The sequence below is a fragment of the Microbacterium testaceum genome (genome assembly GCF_001476655.1).
Lineage (GTDB): Bacteria > Actinomycetota > Actinomycetes > Actinomycetales > Microbacteriaceae > Microbacterium > Microbacterium testaceum_C.
Window position 1 is genome coordinate 15,564 of sequence record NZ_LDRT01000044.1, and the last position, 26,221, is coordinate 41,784.

General features: G+C 70.9%; 21 protein-coding genes. 5 read left to right on the forward strand and 16 right to left on the reverse strand.

Annotated elements, in window-relative coordinates; translation table 11 throughout:
- Nucleotides 1-42: 42 nt before the first annotated feature.
- Both NS220_RS07415 and NS220_RS07420 read right to left on the reverse strand, forming a co-directional pair.
- On the reverse strand, nt 43-408 hold the full coding sequence (locus tag NS220_RS07415) for an FKBP-type peptidyl-prolyl cis-trans isomerase (protein WP_013583439.1): 366 nt from the start codon (nt 406-408) through the stop codon (nt 43-45).
- 204 nt (nt 409-612) lie between these two features.
- A complete protein-coding gene (locus tag NS220_RS07420) occupies nt 613-1,773 on the reverse strand; it encodes a PrsW family intramembrane metalloprotease (protein WP_058623443.1) in 1,161 nt (386 codons plus the stop codon).
- A gap of 82 nt (nt 1,774-1,855) precedes the next feature.
- Between NS220_RS07420 and NS220_RS07425 the strand changes: the two genes are divergently transcribed.
- On the forward strand, nt 1,856-2,722 hold the full coding sequence (locus NS220_RS07425; RefSeq protein WP_058623444.1) for a fumarylacetoacetate hydrolase family protein: 867 nt from the start codon (nt 1,856-1,858) through the stop codon (nt 2,720-2,722).
- Nucleotides 2,723-2,777: 55 nt separating this feature from the next.
- Here the strand turns inward: NS220_RS07425 and NS220_RS07430 are convergent, their stop codons facing one another.
- Complete coding sequence (locus tag NS220_RS07430; RefSeq protein ID WP_058623445.1) at nt 2,778-4,241, reverse strand: aspartate ammonia-lyase; 1,464 nt, start codon at nt 4,239-4,241, stop codon at nt 2,778-2,780.
- Between the two features lie 187 nt (nt 4,242-4,428).
- Nucleotides 4,429-4,998, reverse strand: coding sequence for a TetR/AcrR family transcriptional regulator (locus NS220_RS07435; RefSeq protein ID WP_058623446.1), 570 nt, complete (start codon nt 4,996-4,998; stop codon nt 4,429-4,431).
- A gap of 140 nt (nt 4,999-5,138) precedes the next feature.
- Here NS220_RS07435 and NS220_RS07440 point away from each other — a divergent pair, with 140 nt between their 5' ends.
- Entirely contained in the window at nt 5,139-7,445 is a 2,307-nt protein-coding gene (locus NS220_RS07440) for an MMPL family transporter (RefSeq protein WP_058623447.1), read from the forward strand.
- 66 nt (nt 7,446-7,511) lie between these two features.
- Here NS220_RS07440 and NS220_RS07445 read toward each other — a convergent pair whose 3' ends face one another.
- Genes NS220_RS07445 through NS220_RS07455 form a run of 3 tightly spaced genes read right to left on the reverse strand, consistent with a single transcriptional unit; the run spans nt 7,512 to nt 10,000 of the window.
- Complete coding sequence (locus NS220_RS07445) at nt 7,512-8,411, reverse strand: phosphodiesterase (protein WP_058623448.1); 900 nt, start codon at nt 8,409-8,411, stop codon at nt 7,512-7,514.
- A gap of 48 nt (nt 8,412-8,459) precedes the next feature.
- The gene (locus tag NS220_RS07450) at nt 8,460-8,789 is read right to left on the reverse strand and encodes a hypothetical protein (protein ID WP_058623449.1); all 330 of its coding nucleotides are present in this window, start codon (nt 8,787-8,789) and stop codon (nt 8,460-8,462) included.
- Nucleotides 8,786-10,000 carry an inorganic phosphate transporter gene (locus NS220_RS07455; protein WP_058597707.1) on the reverse strand — a complete coding sequence of 405 codons (1,215 nt, stop codon included), beginning with the start codon at nt 9,998-10,000 and terminating at the stop codon, nt 8,786-8,788. Before NS220_RS07455 ends, NS220_RS07450 begins: the two co-directional genes overlap by 4 nt.
- A 224-nt stretch (nt 10,001-10,224) precedes the next feature.
- Here NS220_RS07455 and NS220_RS07460 point away from each other — a divergent pair, with 224 nt between their 5' ends.
- Nucleotides 10,225-12,339 carry a S9 family peptidase gene (locus tag NS220_RS07460; RefSeq protein ID WP_058623450.1) on the forward strand — a complete coding sequence of 705 codons (2,115 nt, stop codon included), beginning with the start codon at nt 10,225-10,227 and terminating at the stop codon, nt 12,337-12,339.
- Between the two features lie 248 nt (nt 12,340-12,587).
- A complete protein-coding gene (locus NS220_RS07465) occupies nt 12,588-13,439 on the forward strand; it encodes an endonuclease domain-containing protein (RefSeq protein WP_058623451.1) in 852 nt (283 codons plus the stop codon).
- Nucleotides 13,440-13,886: 447 nt separating this feature from the next.
- Here the strand turns inward: NS220_RS07465 and NS220_RS07470 are convergent, their stop codons facing one another.
- From NS220_RS07470 to NS220_RS07485, 4 genes are all read right to left on the reverse strand, one after another.
- Nucleotides 13,887-14,915 carry a 6-phosphofructokinase gene (locus tag NS220_RS07470; protein ID WP_058623452.1) on the reverse strand — a complete coding sequence of 343 codons (1,029 nt, stop codon included), beginning with the start codon at nt 14,913-14,915 and terminating at the stop codon, nt 13,887-13,889.
- Nucleotides 14,916-15,067: 152 nt separating this feature from the next.
- A complete protein-coding gene (locus NS220_RS07475) occupies nt 15,068-16,123 on the reverse strand; it encodes a hypothetical protein (protein WP_058623453.1) in 1,056 nt (351 codons plus the stop codon).
- Nucleotides 16,124-16,361: 238 nt separating this feature from the next.
- On the reverse strand, nt 16,362-18,521 hold the full coding sequence (locus NS220_RS07480) for a DEAD/DEAH box helicase (protein ID WP_058623454.1): 2,160 nt from the start codon (nt 18,519-18,521) through the stop codon (nt 16,362-16,364).
- Nucleotides 18,522-18,827: 306 nt separating this feature from the next.
- Nucleotides 18,828-21,335 (reverse strand): heavy metal translocating P-type ATPase, encoded by a 2,508-nt coding sequence (locus NS220_RS07485; RefSeq protein WP_058623455.1) that lies wholly within the window; start codon nt 21,333-21,335, stop codon nt 18,828-18,830.
- A gap of 107 nt (nt 21,336-21,442) precedes the next feature.
- On the opposite strand from NS220_RS07485, the gene NS220_RS07490 reads away from it, so the two are divergent.
- Complete coding sequence (locus tag NS220_RS07490) at nt 21,443-22,810, forward strand: MFS transporter (protein WP_058623456.1); 1,368 nt, start codon at nt 21,443-21,445, stop codon at nt 22,808-22,810.
- 108 nt (nt 22,811-22,918) lie between these two features.
- On the opposite strand, the gene NS220_RS07495 is transcribed toward NS220_RS07490, so the two are convergent.
- The 5 genes from NS220_RS07495 to NS220_RS07515 form a co-directional block, all read right to left on the reverse strand.
- On the reverse strand, nt 22,919-23,863 hold the full coding sequence (locus NS220_RS07495; RefSeq protein ID WP_058623457.1) for a bifunctional riboflavin kinase/FAD synthetase: 945 nt from the start codon (nt 23,861-23,863) through the stop codon (nt 22,919-22,921).
- On the reverse strand, nt 23,860-24,279 hold the full coding sequence (locus NS220_RS07500) for a hypothetical protein (protein WP_058623458.1): 420 nt from the start codon (nt 24,277-24,279) through the stop codon (nt 23,860-23,862). Before NS220_RS07500 ends, NS220_RS07495 begins: the two co-directional genes overlap by 4 nt.
- 172 nt (nt 24,280-24,451) lie before the next feature.
- A complete protein-coding gene (locus NS220_RS07505; protein WP_058623459.1) occupies nt 24,452-24,820 on the reverse strand; it encodes a hypothetical protein in 369 nt (122 codons plus the stop codon).
- A complete protein-coding gene (gene truB / locus NS220_RS07510) occupies nt 24,817-25,701 on the reverse strand; it encodes a tRNA pseudouridine(55) synthase TruB (protein WP_058623460.1) in 885 nt (294 codons plus the stop codon). The genes NS220_RS07505 and truB overlap by 4 nt, the downstream gene beginning before the upstream one ends.
- A complete protein-coding gene (locus NS220_RS07515; protein ID WP_058623461.1) occupies nt 25,701-26,177 on the reverse strand; it encodes a hypothetical protein in 477 nt (158 codons plus the stop codon). Before NS220_RS07515 ends, truB begins: the two co-directional genes overlap by 1 nt.
- Between the last annotated feature and the right edge of the window lie 44 nt (nt 26,178-26,221).

Here is a 26,221-nt window from a genome sequence, read left to right on the forward strand (position 1 = left end):
AGGGTGCCGCGGCGCCCTCGGGTTCGTGAACATCGTGTGTCGTCAGCCGACCTTGAGCAGGTCGATGATGAAGATCAGCGTCTTGCCGCCGAGGAAGTGCCCACCGGCGGGGCCATAGGCCAGGTGCGGCGGGATGACGAGCTCGCGGCGACCGCCGACCTTCATGCCCGGGATGCCGTCCTGCCAGCCCTGGATGAGGCCGCGGAGCGGGAACTGGATGCTCTCGCCCCGGCCCCACGACGAGTCGAACTCTTCGCCGGACTCGTACTCGACACCGGCGTAGTGCACGGTGACGGTGTCGCCGGGCTTGGCCTCGTCGCCGTCGCCGACGATGATGTCGCGGATGACGAGGTCGGAGGGGGCGGGGCCGCTGGGAGCGTCGAACTCCGGCTTGGTGCGATCAGTCATACGTCCATCCAAGCATGCGCAGCGCGCCGTCGAACCCCCTGGACAAAGACTCAGCGCCCGGTGCCGCGGCGATGCCTGCGTGTCTCCCGGGCGCTGAGTTGGCCTACATCGATGGTGCTCCCGCTCCGGGGCGCTGTCAAGACCCCGCGTGCGCCGCCGCCCGGCCGCGAGCGCTCAGGGCGCCAGCAGCGCCGCCGCGAGCGCTCAGGGCGCCAGCAGCGCCGCACGCGCCGCCGTCGTGCGCTCCAGCAGCTGACGCTCGGTCGCCACCGCGTGCGGATCCCGCCCCGAGAGCGCGCGCTGTCGCGCGGCGGCGAGGGCCGTGGCATCCCTGATGAAGCCCTTCATGATCGCGGAGCGATCCCCTCGCAGGGTCCGCGCCCAGGCGAGGGCCGAGCGTCGGCCGGGCGCGGTGGCGAGCATGTCGACCTCGTGGGGGGTGAACCAGCCGGCCGCCGCGTATTCGCCGAGACGGGCCCGCGTGAGCCGCGACTCCTCGCGGCGGAGGAGCAGGATGCCGACGATGAAGGCCACGAACAACGGCACCTGCAGAGTCGCGTACACCTCGAAGAAGTTGAAGAACGTCGCGGAGCCGTTCCACACCGCGTGCAGCACGATCGCCGCGATCAGCCCCGGCACGGCGTAGCCCAGTGCGGCCCCGGTGCGCAGCGAGCGTCGCGCCGCGAGGCCGAACGCGAAGCCGGTGAGGCTCGTGAACATCACGTGCGCGAACGGCGAGAGCACCGCGCGCAGGAAGAAGGTCGTCGCGACCTCGCCCGGCCCTCCCTCGAGGTACCCGATCGCGAAGTACTGCACGTTCTCGGTGAGCGCGAAGCCCGCCCCGATGAGGGCACCGTAGACGATCCCGTCGACGGGACCGTCGAAGAACCGCCGGGCGAAGGCGTACAGCAGGAAGACACCGAGCCCCTTCGCGACCTCCTCGACGATCGGCGCCTGCACGACCGCGCTCACGGCATCCGGCAGGCCGCCCGTGACGAAGGTGACCAGCAGGTCCACGGCGAGCGCGATCGCCACCGCCGCGACCGCTCCCCACGCGGCGGCGAAGATCAGCAGGCGAGGCGGTTCCGGTTCCCACCGGTCGATGTAGCGCACCACGAACCACACCACCACGAACGGGATGACCGCCAGGACGAGCCCGATGAAAGATGCCGCCGGCCCGAGGAACCGCGTGAAGTACAGCACCAGCAGTGCCAGCACCGGCACCAGCAGCGCGGCGACGATCCACAGGGCGACACCCCCGCCCCGCACCCGCGGCGGAGCAGCGGAGACGGCGACCGGCGGGGTCGTCGAGATGCGGGCCGGTTGCCCCGGGGACGGCTGCGAGAGCGGCGACGGGTAGCTCATGCGCACAGCCTAGGGGCCACCGGGTCGGAGGATTCGAGGGTTGTGGAGGCGGGCGGCGCGAGGCGCCCGGTAGCGTGGAGGCATGCGTTTCGCCCACGTCCGTTCCCCGGAAGGGGCGGAGTCCCCCCGCCTGATCAGCGTCCATGCCGAGGAGTTCTCCTTCGTCGACGAGTTCTTCGACGGTGCCCCGCGCACTCTCGAGCAGCTCATCGCGGGCGGCGACGCGCTGCTCGATCGTGTGCGGGATGCCGCGGCCGGGGCGAAACGGCATCCTCTGGCCGGCGTCACCTTCGCTTCGGCGGTCCTCGCTCCCCCGTCGATCCTCGCGGTCGGGCTCAACTACGCCGCCCACTCGGGCGAGCTGGGGTTGAAGACCGACGCGGGGCCGACCGTGTTCGTCCTGTGGCCGAACTCCCTCACCGCGCACGAGGCGACGACGTCGTGGCCGCGCGCGCTCAGCGAGGCGGTCGACTACGAGGCCGAGCTCGGTGTGATCATCGGGCGTCCCGGGCGCGATGTGCCCGAGGCCGACGCCCTCGACCACGTGTGGGGCTACACCGTGGTCAACGACATCACGGCGCGGAACATCCAGTTCTCCGAGGCGCAGTGGTCGCGCTGCAAGTCGTTCGACGGCTTCACCCCGACCGGCCCGTTCGTCGTGACCGCCGACGAGATCCCCGACCCGCAGGACCTGCACATCTGGACCGTGGTCGACGGTCACACGGTGCAGGATGCCAGCACCGGCCAGATGGTGCGGTCGGTGGCGACGCTCATCCACAAGCTGTCGGAGTCGGCCACCCTCCTGCCCGGAACGCTGATCTCGACGGGAAGCCCCGGCGGAGCCGGCTACTCGCGCGACCCGCAGATCTTCCTCCGCGACCGCTCGACCGTCACGGTCGGCATCGACGGGATCGGCGAGCTGACCACGCACTGCCGCATCCGGGACTGACGGCACGGAAGGCGAGAGGGGCGGGACCTCGCGGTCCCGCCCCTCTCGCGTTCGCTCACTCCTCGACGACGCTGTCCGCGGCGCGCTGCACGGGGATGGCCTGCGTGATCGGGTGCAGACCCGACAGCCGCGCGGGCGAGAGCTGCTTGGTGACCTCTTCGCGCGACATCAGACCCGCCTCGACGACGAGGTCGGCGACGTTGCGGTGCGTCAGGAGAGCTGTCTTGGCCAGGGCCGCCGCGGCCGCGTAGCCGATGAACGGTGTGAGCGCCGTGACGACGCCGACCGAGGAACCCACCATCGCCCCGAGACGCTCGCGATTGGCCGTGATGCCGTCGACGCAGTTGACGCGCAGCGTCCACATGGCCTGCCGCATCCAGGTGATCGACTGGTAGATCGAATGCGCGATGACCGGCTCGAACGCGTTGAGCTGCAGCTGGCCGCCCTCGACCGCCATGGTCACCGTCATGTCGGCACCGACGACGGAGAACGCGACCTGGTTCACGACCTCGGGGATGACGGGGTTCACCTTGCCCGGCATGATGCTCGAACCGGCCTGCCGCGGGGGGAGGTTGATCTCGCCGAGACCCGCCTGGGGGCCGCTGGAGAGCAAGCGCAGGTCGTTGCAGATCTTCGAGAGCTTGATCGCGTTGCGCTTCAGCGACGACGAGAACGACATGAAGGCGCCGGTGTCGCTCGTGGACTCGACGAGGTCGGTCGCCGTCTCGAGGTCGAGGGCCGTGATCTCGCGCAGGTGCCGCAGGACCGCCTTGCCGTAGCCGGCGTGGGCGGTGATGCCCGTGCCGATGGCCGTCGCGCCCATGTTGATCTCGTACAACAGGTAGGCGTTCTCCGTGAGACGGCTGTAGTCCTCGCCGAGCGTGGTGGCGAAGCCGTGGAACTCCTGCCCCAACGTCATCGGCACGGCATCCTGGAGTTGCGTACGGCCGACCTTCAACACGTCGTGGAACTCGTCGGCCTTGGCCAGGAACGACTGGCGCAGCAGCGCGAGCTCCTCGAGCAGGCTCTTCAACGTCAGCGCGAGCCCGATCTTGATCGCCGTCGGGTAGACGTCGTTCGTCGACTGGCTGCGGTTGGTGTCGTCGATGGGCGACAGGAAGGCGTAGTCGCCCTTCTCACGACCCGCCATCTCGAGGGCGATGTTGGTGATGACCTCGTTGGCGTTCATGTTGGTCGAGGTCCCCGCGCCGCCCTGGATGACACCGACGGTGAACTCGTCGTGGAACTCGCCGTCGATGACGCGCTGCGCGGCGCGGTCGATGAGATCGGCCTTCGCCGGGTCGAGAACGCCGATCTCGCGATTGGCGCGGGCCGAGGCCTGCTTGACCATCGCGAGGGCACGCACGAGATCCGGGTAGACCGAGATGGGCCGCTTGGCGATCGGGAAGTTCTCCAACGCGCGGGCGGTGTGGATGCCCCAATACGCGTCGGCGGGGATCTCGAGGGTTCCCAGGGAGTCGGTCTCGGTGCGGGTACGCGTCGTTGCGTCCAGAGTCATGTGTCGTCCTCGTGGGGTCACGTGAAGGGGATGCCACGAGCCTAACCACCACGTTCCGCCCGGCCGCTGGACGTCGCGGCATGTTGCCCAGATGACACGCTCCGGCGTGTACACCGTTCGGCTCGCCCCCTCGGCGAGCGACGGATGCCGACGTCGGGGCCGTCACGCCCCCGACGCGCGGCCGCGATCACACCTCGGGCAGCGGCTGCGCCTGACCGGGGTTGAGGCTGTCGAGGACCAGGCTCAGGTAGCGGCGGCGATGCGCGCCCGGCGGGATGCTGCCGAAGCCCGCGGCGACCATCGTCAGGAGGTTCGGGATGTCGTCCGCGGTGATGTCACGTCGGAGGGTGCCGGCCGCCTGCGCCCTGCGCACGACGCGCTCGAGACTCTCGACGTTGCGCGACATCAGTGAACGCGTCGCGTCCGCCAGGTTCGGCAGCGACAGCACCAGCCCGCGCTCGCGATCGAGCACCGCCAGGAGGTTCTCGCTCAGGGTCAGAAGAACTCGGCGCGGGGCGTCGCTTCGTTCGAACTCGTCGAAGAGTGGCTGGAGTTCGTTCGTGAAGATCTCGTCGTAGACGGCGAGCGCCAGCGACTCGCGATTCGGGAAGTGCCGGTAGAGCGTCGCGATACCGACGCCGGCCTCGGTGGCGATGCGGTTCAGCGTGCCCGTGCCGTCGCCGAGGGCGAACACGCGGCGTGCGGCGCCGAGGATCCGCGCCACGCTCGCCGTGGCATCCGCTCGCCGATCACCCATGCCCCGCCGCTCCCCCATTCCCCCTCGGACCCGTTCAAGTGATATGAAACTATCACACCGATAGTTGACTATCACTTGTGGCGTGACGGCGGATCCGGGCGTCTCCCGGCCGCGCGTGCCCGAAAGGAAATGAGGAACGAATGTCGTCGTTGTTGTACCGATGGGGCGGGGTCGCCTACCGCGGGAAATGGTGGCTGGTGGGAGTGTGGGCGCTCGCGATCGCGGCGATCGTGAGCGTGATCGTGGTGAACCCGCCGCAGCTCAGTAATGAGATCCGCATCGACGGCACGCCCGCCCAGCAGGTGATCGACGATCTCGCGACACAGCTCCCCGAGGCATCCGGCGGGCAGGGGATCCTCGCCTTCCACACCACCGACGGCGAGCGTATCGACGAGGGGCAGAACCTCACCGCCCTTCTCGATGCGGTCGGGCGGGTGTATGACGCCGATCACGTGATCGACGCCCGCACGGTCATGGCCGATGCCCTGGCGAAGGGACCCGCAAGCCCCCTGTCGGCCGCGTCGGCCGCCGTGGCCCAGGCCCAGGCCGCGCAGGGACAGCCGGGCACCGCCGGGCCCACCCCCCTGACCGTGAACGGGCTCCCCGTTCCCGGCGTTCTCGTCTCGTCCGACGGCCAGACCGCCCTCTTCCAGTTCGCCTTCGACGCGCAGACCTTCGAGTTACCGCAGGGAACGGTGGATGCCACCATCTCGGCGGCGAGGACGGCGTTCGCGGACGAACAGGTCGAGGTCCTGCCCTCCGCGACGATGTTGCAGATCCCCGAGCTCATCGGGGTGGGCGAGGTCGTGGGGGTCCTCATCGCCGGACTCGTGCTCGTCGTCACCCTCGGTTCGCTCGTCGCCGCCGGACTGCCCCTGATCTCCGCCCTCTCCGGCGTGGCCGTCGGCGTGGGCGGAGCGTTCGCGTTCTCGAGCATCGTCCCGATGCACTCCCTGACCGCGGTGCTCGGCCTGATGCTGGGTCTCGCTGTCGGCATCGACTACACGCTCTTCATCGTGAACCGTCAACGGCGGTTGATCCTCGACGATCGGATGACCGCGCCCGAAGCCGCCGCGCGCGCGGTCGGCACGGCCGGTAGCGCCGTGTTCTTCGCCGGAAGCACGGTGATCATCGCCCTGCTGGCGTTGATGGTCGTTCAGATCCACCTGTTGACCACGATGGCGATCACGGCCGCCGCCACCGTCTTCATCGCCGTGGCAGCTGCGCTCACCCTGCTTCCCGCCCTGCTCGGGTTCGTCGGGGAACGGGTGTGCTCGGCGTCAGCGCGACGGAGGGCGAGCACCGCGAGCGTGCGCGGCTCCTCGCACCGCGTGGCGAAGCTGTGGTCGCGAACGCTCGTGCGGCACCGCTTCGTCGCCGCCGTCGGCGCGCTCGTGATCGCCGGCGTCCTGGCCGCTCCGGCCCTGGACATGGACCTCGGACTGCCCTCGGGAGCGAGCTACCACCCCGACACGCCGCAACGCCAGAGCTTCGACGTCACCGCCGCCGCCTTCGGCGAGGGATACAACGGCCCCCTGGTCGTGGTCGCCACCTCCGACGACGGCCAGGCCATCGACCCGCACCAGATCGCCGCGCTCTCCACCGACCTCGCGGGGCTCGACGGTGTCACCGCGGTCTCGCTCGCGGGGCTGAACGACGCGGGGACAACCGCGGTGCTGTCGGTGGTGCCCGATTCGGCACCGACCGCGGCTGCCACGGCCGACCTCGTGACGCGTCTGCGCGATCTCGCTCCGACGTACGCCGATGCCCACCATGTCGAAGTCGGCGTGACCGGCTTCGCCGCCCTCGCGATCGACGTCTCGCAGCGGCTGGGCGCGGTACTACCCGTCTACCTCGCCGTCGTCATCGGACTGTCACTGGTCGTGCTGCTGCTGGTCTTCCGCTCGATCATCGTGCCCATCAAGGCGACCGTGGGATTCGCCCTGTCGGTCGCCGCGACGTTCGGCGCGACCACCGCGGTGTTTCAGTGGGGATGGCTGCAACCGCTGCTGGGGATGGACGCGACCGCGCCCGTGCTCAGCCTCCTCCCGATCATCATCACCGGCGTGCTGTACGGACTCGCGATGGACTACGAGGTCTTCCTCGTCTCCTCGATGAAGGAGGCCCACGCGCACGGTCGGCGTGGCACCGAGTCGGTGGTCCAGGGGTTCAGCGTCGCCAGTCGCGTGGTGGTCGCCGCCGCCGTCATCATGGTCAGCGTGTTCGCCGGCTTCATCTTCAACGCCGAGCCGATGATCTCGCAGGTCGGATTCGCTCTGGCCTTCGGCATCCTCGTCGACGCGTTCCTCGTGCGGATGACGCTCGTGCCGGCGGTCATGGCGATCTTCGGCGACGCGGCGTGGTGGCTCCCGCGCTGGCTCGACCGCCTTCTGCCCGACCTGGACATCGAGGGCGACAAGCTGACGGCGCGACTCGCGACCCCGTGACGCTGATGGGGCGGGACCGGGCGATCGCTGCGTCCCGCCCCATCGGTCGGCACGATCGCCACGCGCTCAGCGTTTGCGGGAGAACGCCTCGAGCCGCTCCTCGGGGGTGAGCGCCGCCATCTCGGCGACCCACGCGGGCGTGAAGTACCCCGAGGTGTCGGCGTCGACCACCGGCACGACGGCGTGCGTGATCGTGTCGTCCCAGACGTGCACGAGGTGGAACGACTGACCGGCATCCATTCCGTTGACCTCGTCGGCGGGCCGGGCGAGGTCCATCGTGTAGCAGGAGGCGGCGGCGACACTCACGGGCACTCCCGCGAACGTCCCGGAAGTCGAGTAGTGCAGGTGGCCGGCGAGGATCGCGCGCACATCGCTGCCCGCGATCGCGGCAGCGAGTCCCGGCTGGTCGCGGAGCTCGAGGATGTCGAAGAACGGGATGTGCGTGGGAAGGGGCGGGTGGTGCAGCGCGAGGATCGTGCCCAGCGGAGCGGGGGTCGCCAGCTCCTCGCGCAGCCACCGCAGCTGCGCGGCGTCGAGATCGCCGTGGTGCCAGCCGGGCACGGTCGAGTCCAGGGCGATCACCCGCAGGCCGTCGAGGTCCCACACGCCGGTCACCGGCTCGAGCGACGGACTCTCGTCGAGCAGCCCGGCACGAAGGGCGGGCCGCTCGTCGTGGTTGCCCGCGACCCAGATGACGGGCGCACCCAGGCGGGCGGCCCAGGGCTCCACCGTCTCGCGCAGCGCGCGGTACGCCTCGGGTTCGCCGAGGTCGGTGAGATCTCCCGTGAACACGATCGCGTCGGGCCGCACGCCCGTGGACTCCGCGGCATCCAGGGTCCGGCGCAGGTTCGCCGCCGTGTCGTACCGCTCGCCGAGCAGGCGATCGCCGCCCAGCAGGTGGGTGTCGCTGAGGTGGAGGATCACGCGCCGCGCGGGCGCGTGCTGACCGAACTGCACGGATGCCATGGCCTCAGCCTAGGAGAGGCCTCCGACATACGGCCGGCGCGCGGAGCGTCAGTGGTTGAACAGGATCAGCAGCAGGGCGCCGAGGACGGCCGCCGCGCACACCCCGAAGCAGACGTAGGCGCCGACGAGCGCGAGGCGCTTCTGCCCCTCGCTGAGCGGATTGCGCGCCGCCGCCTTGGTCGCCGCCTTCTCCGCGCGGCGCCGCTGCTTGTCGGTGAGCACGGTGATGGCATCCGTGAACTCCACGGGCGCCACGAGGGGCGGGCGACCTCCGCGCACGAGCAGACGGAGTCCGAGGGCGTAGAAGGTCACCACGACCGAGGCGCCGATGATCGCGGCGATGAAGACGTGGAGGAAGGCTTCCCAGTCGATGGTCACGCGTCGTCCTTCCCGGAGCGCTCGAGACGGCGTTGGCGACGCGTCGGACCGGGCTTGCGCGGAACCTTCACGGCGGCGCCGGAGTCGGCGACCTCGCTCATGGCGTTGGCCGAGGTGACCGAGTCGCGGCGCGAGCGGAGGAAGAGTCCGAGGATGATCGCGACCGCGATCACCGCGTCCACGGCGACGCCCCAGCCGCCCAGCCAGACGACGATGAGAGCGGCCGCCGCGCCGACCGCACCGGCGGCGGGGAGAGTCAGCACCCAACCGATCATGATGCGACCGACCGTGTTCCAGCGGACCGTGGATCCGCGACGGCCGAGGCCCGACCCGATGACGGAGCCGGAGGCGACCTGCGTGGTCGAGAGGGCGAAACCGAGGGCGCTGGATGCCAGGATCGTGGCCGCCGTCGACGTCTCGGCCGAGAAGCCCTGCGCCGGCTTGACGTCGGTCAGGCCCTTGCCGAGGGTGCGGATGATGCGCCAGCCGCCCATGTAGGTGCCGAGGGCGATCGTGATCGCGCACGCGAAGACCACCCAGATGTGCGGGTCGGGGTCGGATGCCGACTGCCAGCCCACCGTGATGAGGGCGAGGGTGATGACGCCCATCGTCTTCTGCGCGTCGTTCGTGCCGTGCGCAAGCGCGACGAGCGACGAGGTGAAGATCTGGCCCCAGCGGAACCCGTCGCGACCGTCGGCCTTCGTGTCGTACCGGCGGGTGACGCCGTAGGCGATCTTGGTGACCGTGAACGCGATGATGCCGGCCGTGAGCGGGGCGATCAGGGCGGGCAGGATGACCTTGCTGAGCACCACGCCGGTGTCGATGGCCGAGACGCCCACGCCCACGAGGGTCGCGCCGATCAGGCCGCCGAACAGGGCGTGCGACGAGCTGGAGGGGAGCCCCAGCAGCCACGTCAGCATGTTCCAGGTGATCGCGCCGATCAGGCCCGCGAAGATGATCGGCGGGAAGATCTCGGGCGACAGCTGGTCCTCGCGGATCATGCCGCCGGAGATCGTCTTGGCCACCTCGGTCGACAGGAACGCACCGACGAGATTCAGGCAGGCCGCGAGGAGAACCGCGACTTTCGGCTTCAGCGCACCGGTGGCGATGGGCGTGGCCATCGCGTTCGCGGTGTCGTGGAATCCGTTGGTGAAATCGAAGAACAGTGCCAGGCCGATGACCAGCACGATGACGAGGGCTGCGCTCTCCACCGTTCGCTTTCCGTGAGGAGGAAGAAGGGATGCCGACGGGATCGGCGCGACGAACGAAGAGTTCACCTGGAGTTCGACACCCGTTCACCGAGGTCGCGTGGAAATCATGTCATCGGCGGCCACAGCGGTCAAACCCGCCGGCCCGAGCCAGCGGCATCCGCAGGCCCTTCCCGGCGGGGGAATACCCCGGGCGCACTGTCGGCGAGGCCGACTAGCGTGGAGGGGTGACCGATATCGACGTTTCGTCCGCTCCGCCCGTCGCCGCCCGCCGTCCCGTCGCCCGCTCGCACCATGGTGACACGTTCGACGATCCCTACGAGTGGCTGCGCGCGAAGGACGACGCCGAGGTCGTCGCCCACCTCGAGGCCGAGAACGCCTACACCGAAGCCCGTACGGCCCACCTCGCCGGGGTCCGCGACCGCATCTTCGACGAGATCAAGGGGCGCACGCGCGAGACCGACCTCTCGGTGCCGACGCGCCGCGGCGACTGGTGGTACTACGGCCGCACCGTCGCGGGCGCGCAGTACGGCATCCAGTGCCGGGCACCGCTGGACTCCCCCGACGACTGGACGCCGCCGGTCCTCTCCCCCGACGAGCCGGTACCGGGTGAGCAGGTGCTGTTCGACGGCAACGTCGAGGCCGAGGGCACCGAGTTCTTCTCCCTGGGGAGCTTCGAGGTCTCGAACGACGCGACCCGCATGCTGTACGGCATCGACACCGCCGGTGACGAGCGGTACACGGTCCGCGTCCGCGACCTCGTGACCGGGCAGACCCTCCCTGACGAGATCCCCGGCACGTTCTCGGGGGCGACGTTCTCCCCCGACGGCCGATTCATCGTCTACACGACCGTCGACGACGCCTGGCGTCCCGACACGGTCTGGCTCCACGAGATCGGCACGCCGGTGGAGGCGGACGTGAAGCTGTTCCACGAGCCCGACGACCGCTACTGGGTCGGTGCCGACTTCACGCGCAGCGATCGCTACCTCACCATCGGCGTCGGCTCGTCGATCACGTCCGAGGAGCTCCTCGTCGACGCCGACGATCTGCGCTCCGAGCCGCGCGTGGTGTGGCCGCGCCGCGAGGGGGTCGAGTACTCCGTGTCCCACGCGGTCATCGACGGCGAAGACGTGCTCTACATCCTGCACAACGACGGCGCCCTCGATTTCGAGCTCGTGCGGGTCTCGGCATCCGATCCCCAGGGGCCCCGCGAGGTCGTCGTCGCCCACCGTGCGGGTCAGCGACTGCTCGGCGTCGACACGTTCCGCGACTGGGGCATCATCGCGTACCGGCGCGACGGACTCGCTCGTCTGGGCATGCTGTCGTACGCCGACGGCGCGGTCGACGAGATCACCTTCGACGAGCCGCTGTACAGCGTCGGCACGGGCGGCAACCCCGAGTGGGCGCCGCCGGTGCTGCGGGTGGGCTACGGCTCGTTCGTCACGCCGGGCACCGTCTTCGACTACGTCATCGAGACCGGAGAGCTGCTGCTGCGCAAGCGCCAGCCCGTGCTCGGCGACTTCGACCCCGCCGACTACGGTCAAGCCCGCGTCTGGGCGCCCGCCGAGGACGGCACGCAGGTACCGGTGTCGCTCGTCTGGAAGCGCTCGTTCGGCGAGCCCGGCTCATCGCCGCGGCCCGTGCACCTCTACGGATACGGCTCGTACGAGCACTCGATCGAGCCCGGCTTCTCGGTGCCGCGTCTGTCGCTGCTCGACCGGGGCGTCATCTTCGCGGTGGCGCACGTGCGCGGGGGCGGCGAGATGGGGCGCCAGTGGTACGAGGACGGAAAGCTCCTCGCCAAGCGCAACACCTTCACCGACTTCGTCGCGGCCGCCCGACACCTCGTCGCCGAGGGCTACACGACCCCCGACCGCGTGGTCGCCGAGGGCGGCAGTGCCGGCGGACTGCTCATGGGCGCCGTGGCCAACCTCGCCCCCGAGCTCTTCGCCGGGATCCTCGCTGATGTGCCGTTCGTGGACGCCCTGACCACGATCCTCGACCCCTCGCTGCCGCTCACGGTCATCGAGTGGGACGAGTGGGGCGACCCGCTGCACAACGCCGACGTCTACGCGTACATGAAGTCGTACTCGCCGTACGAGAACGTCCGCGACGGCGTGGAGTACCCGCGGATCCTCGCGGTCACGTCGCTCAACGACACGCGCGTGCTGTACGTCGAGCCGGCCAAGTGGGTGCAGCGCCTGCGCGAGGTCGGCGCCGACGCGCTGCTGAAGTGCGAGATGGTCGCCGGCCACGGCGGCGTGAGCGGTCGCTACAACGCCTGGCGTGAGCGCGCGTTCGAGCTGGCGTGGCTGCTGGACGTGCTGGGGCTGGCGGATTAGGTCGGTGATGTGACGCGCTTCGCCGTGCGATGGCGGGCGGGCGCGTCACGAGAACAGGGGATGCGACGAGAACAGGGCGAAAGCGCGTCAATCGGCCTGTTCTCGTGGCATCCCCTGTTCTGAAGACATCAGACCGGATGCCGAGGCCGGCGGTCATCGCTCCTGCACGGGGGGCGGCATCCGTCGTTCCTCCCCCGACGAGGTCCTTTCGATCGATGGGGCCGGAGGAACCCGGTCACGCTGGGGCGATGAAGCGCGAATTCGTCGAGTGGCTCGCTGCGCGCGACGGCGTCGCCCACACATCCGTCGCGGCGATCGCCGGCTTCGGCCCGCGCGTGATCGCGGCGGCGGTGGCGGCCGGAGACGTCGAACGCGTGCGCCGATCGTGGATCGTGACGCCGGGCTGCTTCGCGCCCCGAAAGCTGGCGGCCTCGCTCGGCGGTCGAGCGACGTGTGTGACGGCAGCGGAGGGTCTGGGGCTTTGGGTGCCCAAGAACGAACACACTCACGTCTGGGTGCCGTCCACTGCTTCTCGTGTCGGGGGCACGGCGATCCGCCTGCACCGGGCCGTCCCACCCGTGCCCGTGCCGCGCACCGATCCCCTCGAACCCCCGATCAACGTGCTCTTTCATGTCGCACGCTGCCTGCCGCACGCGGACGCCCTCGCCGTCTGGGAGTCCGCGCTGCGGACGCGGAAAGTGGATGCCGACATCCTGAGGGCCGTGCGATGGCGTTCCACGCGGGCGAGCCGCTTCGCGCGAGTGGCCACCCATCTTTCAGACTCCGGCCTCGAGACCCACTTCCGTGAGTTGATGCTCACGATCGGCGTGAGTGTGAGGCAGCAGGTATGGATCGACGGCCACCCTGTCGACAGCCTGATCGGGGAGTATCTGGCCGTCCAGATCGACGGCTTCGCCTTTCATCAGTCTCCGGCCGATCGGCGACGCGACCTCCGACAGGACGCCCGGCTCATCCTCCGCGGCTATACCGTGCTGCGGTTCGACTACCTGCAGACGTTGTTCGAGCCGCAGGACGTCATCGACACGATTCGCGCCGCCATGGCTCAGGGCCTTCATCTCGCCCCCTTCCCCCGCCGGTGACAGGGGTACGGCGCGGCGCGCGGCGGCGCAGCGCCAAACCCGGCTCCCGCCTCCCGCCTCCCGGCTCCCGGCTCCCGGCTCCCGGCCAACGTCACCGGAACAGGCAACGCAACGAAAACAGGGCGTTCTCGGCGCGGAAGCCCTGTTCTCGTGGCATCCCCTGTTCTCGTGACACCCCCAGAGCCCCACAGCCCCCATCGCCGCCACAGCACCCAGCGCCGCGACCGCCACCACAGCGCCCAGCGCCGCCACCGCCGCCCTCCGACCCGACGACTCCCCGACGACTCCCCGCCAACGTCACCAAGACAGGCAACGCCACGAGAACAGGGCGTTATCGGCGCGGAAGCCCTGTTCTCGTGGCATCCCCTGTTCTCGTGACAGAGCGGCGGGCGCAGACGCCGACGCCCCGCCCCGCGCGAAGCGGGACGGGGCGTCGCAGCAGCAGGCTCAGCCGAAGAGCGCGGCGGCCTCTTCGTAGCGGTACAGCGGGACGCTGTTGAGCTCGCCGAGGGCGTCGGCGAAGGGAACCCGCACGATGTCGGTGCCGCGCATCGCGACCATCTGGCCCCAGGCGCCCTCCTGCAGGGCGTCGGCGGCGTGCAGGCCGAGGCGCGTCGCGAGCACGCGGTCGAACGCGGAGGGCGAGCCGCCGCGCTGGATGTGACCGAGCACGGTGGCGCGGGTCTCGATACCGGTGAGGCGCTCGATCTCGGGGGCGAGAAGCTCGCCGATGCCGCCGAGGCGCGGGCGGTTGAAGGCGTCGAGGCCCTTGTCGCTGAACGCTTCGTCCATGCCCTTGAGCTTGAAGCCCTCGGAGACGACGACCAGCGGCGCGCGACCGCGGTCGTGCGCGCGGGTGACCTGCTCGACGATCTCGTCGATCGACATCGGCACCTCGGGGATGCAGATGACGTGGGCGCCCGCCGCGATACCCGCGTGCAGCGCGATCCAGCCGACGTGGCGACCCATGACCTCGGCCACCATGCAGCGCTGGTGCGAGTCACCGGTGGTGCGGAGGCGGTCCATGGCATCCGTCGCGATGTTGACGGCGGTGTCGAAACCGAAGGAGTAGTCGGTCGCGCGGAGGTCGTTGTCGATCGTCTTCGGCACGCCGATGACGTTGATGCCGTCCTTCGAGAGGCGGTCGGCCGCGGCCAGGGTCCCCTCGCCGCCGATGGCCAGGATGCCGTCGAGCCGGTGCCCGTACATCGTCTTGGAGATGTTCTCGGCACCGCCACGCACGCCCTCGTAGGGGTTCGTGCGGCTGGTCCCGAGGATCGTGCCCCCGACCTTGGACAGCCCCTTCACCTCGTGGCGGGTGAGCGGGAAGAAGTCGCCGTCGACCACGCCGCGCCATCCGTCACGGATACCGACGAACTCGATGTCGTAGTTGGTCGTGCCCTTCAGCACGACGCCACGGATGACCGCGTTGAGACCGGGGCAGTCGCCGCCGCTGGTCAGGATGCCGATCTTCATGGGCAGAGTCCTCTGGTGCTGTGGTTCGGGTGGAGGGTCGGCGCCGTTGCCGTCTTCGACCCTATCGCCGCGGGCGGGAACGGTGCCACACGGCGGTCCGGATGCCGACACCCCGGCCCGACCGACCTGTTCGAGCCGGCCCCGGGCCACCGTCACGCACGGGTCCAGGTGTCACCATCGCGAACCCACTCCCGCTCCGGCGCCGAGTGTTCGACCGGTGAGAACCAGAAAGTCTCGTCAGGCCCCCAGCCGGCGACGGTGCTCGCGCCGAGGTCACCGAGGTCGATGACCCGACCGGCCGTGGAGAGGTACCCCTCCACGCTCAGGTGCACCCCCGCGGCTTCAGCGGCGACCGCGGCCCAGTCGGGCTGCACCCACATCCCCTCGCGCCCGGTCGCCCACCCCCACACATTGCGTCGGCTCGCGGTGACCGGGAACGGATGCCGCCGGCACAGCTCCGCCCACGACTCAGGGCCGTCGACCTCGATGACCTCACCGTCCGGTGCGGCGATAGGTCGAACGCGTGCGGAGGTCCACCCCCAGGAGTCCTCGACGAGCGTGAGACCGACCGGCCCCGCGGTCCCGCGCACACGCGTGGAGCGCGGAAGGGCGAAGGCGGGTGTCGACCACCATGACCCGGACAGACGGACATCGTTGATCCGTCGGGCGAAGGAGACCTCTTCCGCGACCTGCTCGCTTCGCCATCGGCCCGACAGCTCTTGGGGGGACTCCGTCGATGCGGGAGAGTTCTCCCAGCGCACCATCGCCTGCGTGTCTCGATCGACCCCGCTCTCCCACCACTCGATCGCGGGCGCTCCGGCGACGGCTACGGCGACCGGTTCGAGCACCTCGCGCAGCTCGTCGGTGGCGGCGAGGACGTCCTCGCCGTAGGGCGGTTGCCAGTAGGCGGCACGATCGACAGCGATGGCCAAGGCCGCCGAGAGGAGCGCGTCGCTGAGGACGGGGATTTCGACCCGCGACAGCGCGGCGGCGGCGTCCGCGGGCGACACCGCAGGCTCAGTGAACGATGCGGCGGCACCTCCGATCGCGACGATCGTCCCGGTGTTCTCGTCGAGCGCTCCAGCGGCCCACGAAACGGCCCGAGCCGCCTCTCGCGCGTCATCGTCGTCGGGGGCCAGTCGCAGAACCTCCAGGCACAGGCGGCGACCGCGTGGTCCCGCCAGCAGAGAGTCGGCGCGGAGGGTCATGGCCCGACCCTAGCGAAGGGCGTCCCGGGCGTGCTCGGGTCGACGGGTCACGGGGCCCCGGTGCCGATACGACGAGCGGGCGGATTGCACTGCGGCGACCGGTCCCCTCGACCCGCGGAGAACCTCCAGCAGCGCCTCGGACCCGCCGCACCCCACGTCCTCGCCGAGACGGCGGGCGACCACACCGAACGCACGAACGCCCCGGAGCCGAAGCCCCGGGGCGTCCGTCGAAGCGGGCTCAGGCCGCGCCGAGCGCCTGGCGCAGCAGGTGCATGAGCGCCGACAGCTGTACCGAGTCGCTCGAGCCGGGCTCCATGGCCTGGCCGTCTAGGGCGCGCGCGGCGAGCCCTTCCTTCGAGTCGATGAGCTCGGCGATCTTCGTGTCGATCGTGTGCGCGGCGATGATGCGCCACGCGGTCACGGGCTCCTCCTGGCCGATGCGGTGCACGCGGTCGATCGCCTGCGTCTGCTCGGCGGCGGTCCACGACAGCTCGGCGAGCACGACGTTCGAGGCAGCCTGCATGTTCAGGCCGACACCGGCGGCGGTCAGCGAACACACCGCGATCCCGACGTCGGGGTCGCTGTTGAACGCGTCGATCGCGGCCTGACGGGCGGTCGCCGTCTGCTCGCCGCGCACCGAGACGGCCTTGAGGCCGGAGGCCTTGAAGTGGGCCTCCGCGGCATCCATGACGTCGATGTGCTTGGCGAAGAAGACGACCTTGCCGACGGAGCGCTGCAGCTGCACGGCGTAGTCGGCGGCGAGGTGGGCCTTGGCCTGACCGATGCGGCGGACCATCGTGAAGACGTTCTCGCTGCCGGAGCCGGCGGCCTTGGACTCCTCGAGCTCGCCGTGCGCCACGAGACGGACGATGTCGTCGTCGATCTCGCCCGGGGCGAGACCGCGGTCGCCGCGCGCCTCGAGGATCCGGCGGTACTTCGCCGCGAGACGGGCGCCGAGTTCGCGCTCCGCCTGACGGATCGAGCGACCGAATTCGTCGTCGAGCTCGACGGGGAGGTCGGCGACGAGCTTGTCGGGCAGGTCGGCGGCGACGTCTTTCTTCTTGCGTCGCACGATGCCCATCGAGATGACCGCTTCGCGCGCCTCGGGGTAGAACGCCTTGTCGGCGGGCGTCAGGCCCGTGGCATCCAGCTTCTCCATGAGCTCGGGACCGGGCTTCTCGCCGTTGGTCCAGCCGAGGAAGCGCCAGATCGCGTCGAAGTCCTCGACGTCGTTGATCAGCGGGGTACCGGTGAGGGCCAGCAGGAGCGGGTCGCGCGTCTGCTGTCGGACACGGGATGCCAGCGCCAGCACGTTCTGCGAACGCTGCGACGTGAGGTTCTTGATGAAGTGCGCCTCGTCGACGACGATGCCCTTCAGCCCGATCGACGACAGCCACGACAGGTGCCGATCGAGGATCTCGTAGTTGACGATGAACACGTCGGCGAAGGCGTCGATGTCGGCACCGCCGCCGGAGATGACGGTCGCGCGCCGCTGGGGCGTCCAGCGCTGCACCTCGCGCGCCCAGTTCATCTTCACGACGTTGGGCACGACGACCAGGAGCGGATACGCGTCGGCGACGGATGCCGCGAGCACCGACTCCGCGGTCTTGCCGAGGCCCGGCTCGTCGGCGAGAAGGAACTCGCGGTGCCCGAGGCGCACGGCCTCGAGGAAGCGCGACTGGTGCGGCATGACCTCGAGTCCGCGCGGCGACACACGGTCGAACTCCGGCACGGGCGGCAGGTCCATGCTCGCGGCCGAGCCACCGGCGCCGGTCTCGAACGCCTTGTACAGGGGGCCCATGAGCTCCCACCCGTCGAGACGGCGGCGCGGCGCGTCGCCGCTCGTGCGCGGCGTGAGGTCGGGGGCGAGGAAGGGGTTCGCCATCTGGCGGGCTTCGATCGACGGCGGGATGACCTGCTTCTCAGCGAGGGCTGCCGGCACGACGGGCGCGACCTGGGGCGCGGTGTCGGTGATGATGAGCTCGTCGGGCGGCAGCTCGGCGCCGGACTCCAGCAACCAGTCGCGGCGCATGCGACGGGCGACAGGTGAGGTGGCCTGGTCGACCTCGAGCAGCTGGATGAGCGAGGTGTCGCGCGCCGCGGTCTTCGCGAGGATCGTCGCCACGCCGTCGAGGCGCTTGAGCAGCTCGGCGCGGGCGGCGTCGGTGATCTCGGTGTCGGCCTTGACCCGGGCGCGCTCCTCGCGCACCAGGAAGGCGATCACCTGGAACTTGACGCGGTTGGTGGGCCCGAGCTTTCCGCGCTGGGCCTTGGCCTCGACCTCGCGCACCTTGCGCGCGAGGATCGGGATGACGGGGGCTTCGTCGTCGCGTCGCGAGGACGTGGTCTTCCTGCGCCGCTGGCTCGAGCCTCGGGACGCGGTTGCCGTGGTCGGCATGCTCCTCCTGAGCGTGTCGTCCGGACACCTGTCCGGAACGTTCCGGCGCGAGGCCGGTGGATCGGTGACCCCGGGGAACATCGCGCGGCACGCCGCCTGAGCGGCGGTACCGGCGACCCGCGACGCGTCTGCACCGGAACGGCTCGCGAGACAGCGGGTGACGGGGTCGAGACCATTCTAGCGTCCGCGGCGTCCGTTCGCGTGAGCTGTGCAGAATCGCTCCTCGCGCGTCCCGCTCGCGCGCGCCACGGCACGACGCGGACGCGGGCCGAAAGACCCCGGGGAGCGGTGCCCCGCCGCGCGGGGTCAGGCGCGCCGCAGCCGCAGACTGTTCAGCACCACGAAGACGCTGGAGAACGCCATCGCCGCGCCCGCGATCATCGGATTCAACAGGCCGAGGGCGGCCAACGGCAGAGCCGCGACGTTGTACGCGAAGGCCCAGAACAGGTTGCCGCGGATGACGCGCATCGTGCGACGACTCAGAGCGACCGCCGTGACGATCCCGCCCGGGTCGTCGCGCATGAGGGCGATGTCGCTCGCGTGGAGCGCGGCATCCGTCCCTCCGCCCATCGCGATCCCGAGATCGGCGGATGCCAGGGCGGCGGCGTCGTTGACCCCGTCACCGACCATGGCGACCGTGCGCCCCTCGGCGCGCAGGGCCGCGATCTCGTCGACCTTCCCCTCCGGAAGGACCCCGGCACGCACCCGCTCGATACCGAGCTCGGCGGCGACGGCCCGGGCGATCCGGGGGTTGTCGCCGGTCAGCAGCACGGGCTCCAGACCCATCTCGCGCAAGCGGGACACGGCCTCGGCGCTCTCGGGCCGCACCGTGTCGGCGATCTCGATCACGGCACGGGGGCGGACCACCCCGTCGGCGTCCGCCCAGCCCACGGCCACGACCGTGCCGCGTTCTTCTGCCTCCTCGACCGCGGCGGCGAGTGCGGGTGTCAGCGCGGCACCGTGCTCGACGACCCACCCCGGGCGCCCCGCGAAGACGCGCACGCCGTCGACCGTGCCGATCACGCCGCGCCCGGCGATCGCCTCGAGGTCGGCGGCGGTCGTCCCCTCCCCCGCGGCTGTGACGATCGCCGCGGCGACCGGGTGCTCGGAGCCGCGTTCGACGGCGGCTGCGCGGGCGAGGGCGTCCCCGGCATCCTCACCCTCGGCGACGACGACGTGTGCGACGCTCATCCGCCCGCTCGTCAGGGTTCCGGTCTTGTCCAGCACGATCGTGTCGATGCGTTCGGCGGACTCGAGAGCCTCCGGCCCGGTCACCAGCACCCCGCGCTGCGCGCCGCGCCCGGTTCCGACGAGGATCGCGATGGGGGTGGCGAGGCCGAGCGCGCACGGGCAGGCGATGATGAGCACCGCGACCGCCGCGGTGAATCCGGCCGCGAGCGGTTGCCCGGGGACGACCCAGGCGACGAGGGTGAGGGCGGCCAGCACGATGACGATCGGCACGAACACGCCCGAGATGCGGTCGGCGAGACGCTGCACACGGCTCTTGCCGAGCTGCGCGTCCTCCACGAGGCGCGCGATGCGGGCGAGCCGGGTCTGCTCACCGACTCCGGTGGCCCGCACCGTCAGCCGGCCGCCCGCGGCGATCGTCCCGCCGGTCACCGCGGACCCCGCGGCGACCTCGATCGGGATCGACTCGCCCGTGAGCATGCTCTCATCGACCGAGGCGCGTCCGTCGACGACCACTCCGTCGGTGGCGACGACGCTGCCGGGGCGGACCACGAACACGTCTCCGACCGTCAACTGGTCGACGGGGATCCGCCGCCCGTCCGCCAGCTCGGCCTCACGCGCCCCGAGGTCGAGCAGGGCACGCAGAGCGGCTCCGGCGCGACGGGTCGAGCGCTGCTCGATGAAGCGACCGAGCAGAAGAAGCACGGTCACGGCGGCGGCGACCTCGAAGTAGACCACCGCGCTCGCGTCGTGCACGGGCCCGAAGAGCACGACCTCGTGCCGGATGCCGATGCGCCCGGCGTTTCCGAAGACCAGCGCCCATACGCTCCAGAGGAAGGCGGCGAAGGTCCCGAGCGTGATGAGCGTGTCCATCGTCGCGGCCCCGTGGCGCGCGTTGCGCAAGGTCGCCCGGTGGAACGGCCACCCGCCCCACAGCACCACCGGCGCCGTCAGCAGGAGCGAGACCCACTGCCAGCCGGGGAACTGCCACGCCGGGACCATGCCGAGCGCGACGACCGGGATCGCGAGGGCGGCCGAGACGATCAGCCGGGTGCGCAGCGGCGTCGATCCGGGCGCGTCGGCGGTGTCGTGGGCGTGGCCGCCGTGCGCGTCGGCGGTGTCGGCGTCAGCGGCGTGGTGGTCGGCGCCGTGGTGGTCCGCGGCGTGCGGGTCAGCGCCGTGGTCGTCAGCGCCGTGGTCGTCAGCGCCGTGGTGGTCAGCAGCGTGGTGGTCAGCGGCGTGGTCGCGGGGCTCGCGGCCGCCGTCGGTGGGGGCGTCGGCCGCGCCGCGCGACGCGCGAGGATCCATCGAGGCCCCGTGCTCCGCCGATGCCGGGACGGATGCCGCGCCCCCTGTCGCCGGGACCCGGGGAACGCCTCGAGTGCGCACCGTGGCGTCGTACCCCGCGGCCCGCACCGCCTCGACCAGGGCCGTGGTGTCGAGCCCGACCGGATACCGCACGCGCGCCGTCTCGGTCGCGAGGTTCACCGCCGCGTGGACGCCTTCGACGCGCCCCAGCCGCTTCTCCACCCGGGCGACGCAGCTCGCGCACGTCATGCCGTCGATGTCGAGCACGGCCTCGATGACGTCGTCACCGGGCACCGTGGCATCCCTCGTCCCGTCCATGGTTCCTCCTCGGGTCTCCCCGTCGAGAACAGGATACCCCCTGGGGGTATTCCGAGATTGAGACGATCATCGAAGCCCGACGCCGCGCGCGACCCTACGCTGGACGAATGAGCGACTCGATGACGAAGGAGCAGCGGGTGGTGCTCACCGTCGCCGTGCTCGCGTCCTTCGTGTCGTTCCTCGACGGCACCGTCGTCAACGTCGCCCTCCCCGCCATCGCGCGCGACCTCGGCGGAGGACTCAGCACGCAGCAGTGGGTCGTCGACGCGTACCTCGTGACGCTCGGCGCCTTCATCCTGGTCGCGGGTTCGCTCAGCGACGTCCTCGGGCGGGTACTCGTGCTGCGCATCGGCCTGATCGGGTTCGCGGTGACCTCCGTCGCCATCGCGGCGGCCCCGACGGCCGAGTTCCTGATCATCGCGAGGGCGATGCAGGGCGTGGCGGGAGCCCTGCTCGTGCCGAGCTCACTCGCGCTGATCACCTCGACCTTCCGCGGGCCGGCGCAGGCCCGGGCGATCGGGATCTGGACGGGCGCGACCACGATCGCGATGCTCGCGGGTCCGCTCGTGGGCGGAGTCTTCGTCGACACCCTGTCCTGGCGTCTCGTGTTCCTGGTCAACGTGCTGCCGATCGGGGTGACGCTGTGGCTGCTCGCCCGCCTCGGCCACGCCGATCACCGCCGTCCGGGCGCGCGGGTCGACATCCTGGGCGCGGTGCTGTGCGCGACGGGCCTGGGCGGCATCGTCTTCGCGCTCATCGAACAACCGAACCTCGGATGGTCGTCCCCGGTGATCTGGATGCCGGGAGCCATCGGCATCCTGTCCTTCGCGGGGTTCCTCGTGCGCCAGCGTCTCGCCCGGCAGCCGATGATGCCGCTGGGGCTGTTCCGCTCCCGGAACTTCTGGGCGGGCAACCTCGCGACCGTGTTCGTCTACGCGGCCCTCTCGCTCAACGGCTTCGTCGTGAGCGTCTACCTGCAGCAGGGCGCGGGGTTGTCGGCGACGCTGGCGGGTCTCGCGTCCCTGCCGAGCACGATCCTCATGATCGTCTTGAGCTCGCGCATGGGCGCCCTGGCCGGGAAGTACGGGCCGCGCCTGTTCATGACCCTGGGGCCCCTCGTGATGGCGGTGGGTGCGCTCCTGCTGCTGTCCGTCCGCTCAGACTTCGACTACTGGACGCAGGTGCTGCCGGGAATCGTCGTCTGGGGCCTCGGGCTCACCGCGACGGTGTCTCCCCTCACGGCCGCGGTGCTCGGCGCGATCGAGAGCGAGCGTTCGGGCATCGCCTCGGCGGTGAACAACGCCGTCTCGCGGGTGGCCGGGCTCCTCGCCATCGCCGCGGTCTCGGCGGTGGTCGGAGGCTCGCTCGACCTCGACGGGTTCCACCGGGCCGCGATCTTCGCCGCGGCGCTCATGCTGATGGGGGCCGCGGCGTCGTTCCTCGGCATCCGGAATCACCTGTCGCGGCGCGACTGACGGCACCACGCCCCGCGCGCACGACCGTGCTGCGCGCGATCGCCCGCGGCACGCGCACCCCGACGACAATCCGGCGCACCTCACCGCCGAGGACGACGGTGCCGCGCGTCAGCGAAGGATCGTGCGGGTGCGCTCGACGTCGTCGGCCATCTGCACGAGCAGCGCGTCGATGCCGTCGAACGCGGTCATCCCGCGCACGCGCTCCACGAACCGCACCTCGACGTGGTGACCGTACAGATCGAGGTCGGTCTCATCGAGCACGTACGCCTCGACCTGACGGGAATGCACGTCGTCGAAGGTCGGATTGGTCCCGACGCTGATCGCGGCGGGATAGCTGATGCGTCGCCCCCCTTCGACGTCGACGAGCCACCCGGCGTAGACGCCGTCGGCGGGCACGAAGCCCTCGAGGTCGGGCGAGAGGTTCGCGGTCGGATACCCGAGCTCGCGCCCGCGCTTCAGTCCGTGCACGACCTCGCCCCAGACCGAGGGAGCACGACCGAGAAGGCGCGCGGCGGTCGTCACGTCGCCCGCCGAGAGCGCCTCGCGGATCCACGTCGACGACACGCGCCGGTCGGCGTGCACGGCGCGCACGTCATCGACCACATCGACGCGGAACCCGTGCGTCGCCCCCATGCGCGTCAGCAGATCAGGGTCTCCGGCACCGCCGGCGCCGAAACGGAAGTCCCGCCCCACCAGCACGGTGCGCGCCTTCAGCGCGTCGACGATCACGCGACGCGCGAACTCCTCGGCCGGGAGGGCTGCGAGGGCTTCATCGAAGGTCAGCAGCAGCGTGGCATCCACTCCGGCCCGGTCGAGCAGCTCGAGCTTCTGGTGCGGGCCGATGACATCGGGCGGGCACCGGTCGGGACGCAGCACGCTCAACGGATTGCGATCGAACGTCACCGCGACGACCGTCGCCCCGTCGGACGCGTCGACGCGGGCACGGTCGATGACCGCGCGATGGCCGGTGTGCACACCGTCGAACTTGCCGATCGCGACGACGGACGGACCGAAGTCCGCCGGCACCTCCGCGGGATCGCGGAAGACGATCACGATGCCGCCCGGCGGTGACGCATCAGCCACCAGAGCCCGAGGAAGGGCAGCACGAGGGGGATGAAGAGGTAGCCGTAGCCGTACACCGACCACACCGTGGGGTGCTGGAAGAGCGCGGGGTCGACGAGGCTGAGCGTGCCCACGACGAGCACGCCGACGAGCTCGAAACCGATCGCGACCCACGCCACGCGGTACCATGCCGGCCGCGCCGAGAAGATGAGGGCGAGGGTGGCCAGGATGTAGACGACAGCGGCGAGGGCCGACAGCGCGTACGCCAGCGGGGCGTCGTCGAACTCTCGGACGATCTGCACGAAAGAGCGGCCCGTGGCGGCGAGCGCCATGATGCCGTAGACGACGACGAGGACACGGCCGATGCCGGTCATCCCCCGGGAGCGGGTGGGAGTGGTGGATGCCATGACTCGACGATTCTAGTTGGCTCGCGCGGTCGCCGCCCGGCGCGGCCTGCGCCGGACACGCTGACACCGGACACTCGGTGGCTTCGACGAGCTCAGCCACCTGCACGCAGGTCCCTGAGCCTGTCGAAGGGACCGGGACCGGCGCACAGCAGCGGGCCACGGCATCCACCTCTCAGGCGAGCTGCACCGTCCAGATCACGTGCATGCGCCAGACCATGACGGCCACCGCGAGCGCCGCGACGCCCATGATGACCGTGCTCCAGCGGCTCCGCTCGATCAACGCCCACGCGGCACCCGCGACGGGGACGAGGGCGGCCGAGACGAGATAGGTCCAGAATTCCAGCAGGCTGCCCGAGGGCGGGTTGCCCGCGAACGGCGCGATGATCGCGACGACGATCTGCACGATGAGGAGCAGCTCGATCAGCGCGAGGGAGCCGACGGTCACGTCCCCCGGACGACGGCCGATGAGGCCCGCGACGATCGCCACGACCCCGGCGAGAACCGCGACGCCCACTTGCACGAGCGTGAACCACAGGATCATCGGGAGACCTCCTCGGGCATGTTCATGACGCTCTTCAGCTGTGCGCCGCGCTTCTCGACGATGCCCACCAGCCGACCGTCGGGGTCGATCGCGGCGGCGACGGGTCCGGTCAGGCGCCCTCCCCCGTCGATGCGCTTGCCGTGGCGCAGGTCTCGCGCTTCGTCTTCGCCGACGGCGATCGCCCCGACGACGACGGACGCGGCGGTGGCGGGGGCGACCAGACGCTCCTCGGCGATGTCGTCGACGGATGCCGCGGCGGCGACGTCGAAGGACCCGATCCGCGTGCGGCGGAGCATCGTCAGATGCCCGCCCACGCCGAGGGCACGCCCGAGGTCGCGCGCGAGGGCGCGGATGTAGGTGCCGCTCGTGCAATCGACGACGACGTCGAGTTCGATCACGCCATCGCCCCGACGCACCGCGCTCACGTCGAAACGCGAGACCGTGACCCGCCGGGCCTTGAGCTCCACCTGCTCCCCCGCCCGTGCGAGGTCGTAGGCGCGCCGCCCGGCGACCTTGATCGCCGACACGGTGCTCGGCACCTGCTCGATCTCGCCGGTGAGCTCGGCGATGCCCGCGGCGATGGCCTTGTCGGTGACCGCCGTGGCATCCGCCCGCGAGGTCTCGACCCCGTCGGCGTCGTCGCTGTCGGTCGCGATGCCGAGCAGGATCGTGGCCTCGTACGTCTTGTCGGCGCCGACGATGTAGGTCAACAGCCGCGTCGCGCCCTCGACACCGAGCACGAGCAGGCCTGTCGCCAGGGGGTCGAGGGTGCCCGCGTGCCCGATCTTGCGGGTGCCGAGGGCGCGCCGCGCGCGCGACACGACGTCATGACTGGTGATGCCCCCCGGCTTGTCGACCAGGAGGATGCCGGGACGAACCATCAGCAGAAGTCCCCGAAGACCTGCGCGGGGTGGGCGGGGTCGGAGTTCTCCACGATGGCCGAGGCGGCCGCTTTCGGGCGGGCGGTGGCGAGGTACCGCTTGTCGGCATCGGGAAGCTCGGGGCGCGGCGCGCCGATCGGCGGGTTGCTCTCGAGCCACAGCGACCAGTTCCACAGCCCCCGGCGCTCGAGAGTGTGCAGGAATCGTCCGTCGACCACGAGGACGGCATCGCCCTCGCCCGCGCGGAACGGTGCGACGACGTTCTCCCGGACGGCGACATCGGCATCGTCGACGCTCGCGCGCTCCACGGGCGTGCCGTCTTCCGCCAGCACCGCGGCGAACCCATCGGCGAAGGCCCGGGCGCGATCGGCATCCAACCCGTCGACGGCGACGACCACGCGTCCGGCACGGGCGTTCTGCCGCATCAGGTCGCGCAGGCTCCGCTGCAGGTCGGTGACGGCGTTCTCACGGGACATGCCTCCACCCTACGGTCGCGCCGCCCCGCCCCGCCTTCGCACCC

Bases quoted from the DNA above. Each gene is read 5' to 3' on its own strand.
- NS220_RS07465 (WP_058623451.1), top strand. From the start codon at position 12,588: ATGAAGCGCGAATTCGTCGAGTGGCTCGCTGCGCGCGACGGCGTCGCC.
- NS220_RS07485 (WP_058623455.1), bottom strand. From the start codon at position 21,335: ATGGACGGGACGAGGGATGCCACGGTGCCCGGTGACGACGTCATCGAG.
- NS220_RS07445 (WP_058623448.1), bottom strand. From the start codon at position 8,411: ATGGCATCCGTGCAGTTCGGTCAGCACGCGCCCGCGCGGCGCGTGATC.
- NS220_RS07515 (WP_058623461.1), bottom strand. From the start codon at position 26,177: ATGTCCCGTGAGAACGCCGTCACCGACCTGCAGCGGAGCCTGCGCGAC.
- NS220_RS07505 (WP_058623459.1), bottom strand. From the start codon at position 24,820: ATGATCCTGTGGTTCACGCTCGTGCAAGTGGGCGTCGCGGTTCTCGCC.
- NS220_RS07480 (WP_058623454.1), bottom strand. From the start codon at position 18,521: ATGCCGACCACGGCAACCGCGTCCCGAGGCTCGAGCCAGCGGCGCAGG.
- NS220_RS07425 (WP_058623444.1), top strand. From the start codon at position 1,856: ATGCGTTTCGCCCACGTCCGTTCCCCGGAAGGGGCGGAGTCCCCCCGC.
- NS220_RS07435 (WP_058623446.1), bottom strand. From the start codon at position 4,998: ATGGGTGATCGGCGAGCGGATGCCACGGCGAGCGTGGCGCGGATCCTC.
- NS220_RS07420 (WP_058623443.1), bottom strand. From the start codon at position 1,773: ATGAGCTACCCGTCGCCGCTCTCGCAGCCGTCCCCGGGGCAACCGGCC.
- NS220_RS07500 (WP_058623458.1), bottom strand. From the start codon at position 24,279: ATGGCATCCACCACTCCCACCCGCTCCCGGGGGATGACCGGCATCGGC.
- NS220_RS07470 (WP_058623452.1), bottom strand. From the start codon at position 14,915: ATGAAGATCGGCATCCTGACCAGCGGCGGCGACTGCCCCGGTCTCAAC.
- truB (WP_058623460.1), bottom strand. From the start codon at position 25,701: ATGGTTCGTCCCGGCATCCTCCTGGTCGACAAGCCGGGGGGCATCACC.
- NS220_RS07440 (WP_058623447.1), top strand. From the start codon at position 5,139: ATGTCGTCGTTGTTGTACCGATGGGGCGGGGTCGCCTACCGCGGGAAA.
- NS220_RS07490 (WP_058623456.1), top strand. From the start codon at position 21,443: ATGAGCGACTCGATGACGAAGGAGCAGCGGGTGGTGCTCACCGTCGCC.
- NS220_RS07475 (WP_058623453.1), bottom strand. From the start codon at position 16,123: ATGACCCTCCGCGCCGACTCTCTGCTGGCGGGACCACGCGGTCGCCGC.
- NS220_RS07415 (WP_013583439.1), bottom strand. From the start codon at position 408: ATGACTGATCGCACCAAGCCGGAGTTCGACGCTCCCAGCGGCCCCGCC.
- NS220_RS07430 (WP_058623445.1), bottom strand. From the start codon at position 4,241: ATGACTCTGGACGCAACGACGCGTACCCGCACCGAGACCGACTCCCTG.